We start from the raw sequence: 794 nt of genomic DNA, 5'->3' as shown, positions 1-794 counted from the left end.
GCCGCCCGTGCCGCCGCCCGCCGACCGTGGCGCGACGCGGATAGCGGACCGGGTGGTGCGACGGGTGGCGGGCCGGGCCGCCGAAGAGGTGCTGCGGCCCGCCGGGGGTGAGGTGGTGCGTGCGTCGGCCGATGTGCGCGGCAGCCGGGTCGACCGCATCCAGCTCGGTGTGGGCCTGGCCTACCCCTCGCATCTCGAAACGTCGGGGGCCGACCTCCAGCGCCGCGTGGCGGAACGCACCGCGCGTCTCACGGGTTTGACGGTCAGCCGTACGGCGGTCCGAATCATCCGCCTCGCGCAGTCCTCACCCCCGGCGGTCGAGCCGGCGGTCTCGGTGGAGACCGCCGGGCCCGGCGGCGGCCGGCGCCCCTGGTCCGAACGCCGGGTCCCGGCGGCCGTGTTCGCGCTGATCGGCGCGGTCGTGTGCGGGGCGCTGCTCGCCGATGTCGTCGCGGTGGCGCTCGGCCGCGCCCCGTCCGGCCTGCGGGTGCGCGCGCTGGACTGGCTGACGGGCCACGGTCCCGCCGACACGGCGGTGGCCGTCGGCGCCGCCGTGGCGACGGTGGCCGGCCTGTGGTTGCTGCTCACGGCGCTCACCCCCGGGCTGCGCGGGCGGCTCGCGATGGCCGGCCCGCGCACCTCCCTCGACAGGCCGGCGGCGGCTGCTCTTGTCCGGCATCGCGCGGCCGACGTGCCCGGCGTCGCGCGCGTACGGGTCACGGCCGGGCGCCGCCGGATCGTCATACGCGCACGGATCACTTTCGGTGACCCGGACGCGCGCGACGCCGGGCACG

The 794-nt window shown here is 78.5% G+C and carries 1 protein-coding gene; it reads left to right on the top strand.

Annotation, left to right across the window (positions count from 1 at the left end):
- The coding region (locus tag BHU15_RS40185) for a DUF6286 domain-containing Asp23/Gls24 family envelope stress response protein (protein WP_171908403.1) at positions 1–794 on the top strand (794 nt) is incomplete at both ends.

The sequence above is a fragment of the Streptomyces niveus genome (assembly GCF_001723055.1).
Lineage (GTDB): Bacteria > Actinomycetota > Actinomycetes > Streptomycetales > Streptomycetaceae > Streptomyces > Streptomyces niveus.
Note: the sequence above shows the minus strand (reverse complement) of the source record. Positions and strands in the feature narration are given on the sequence as shown.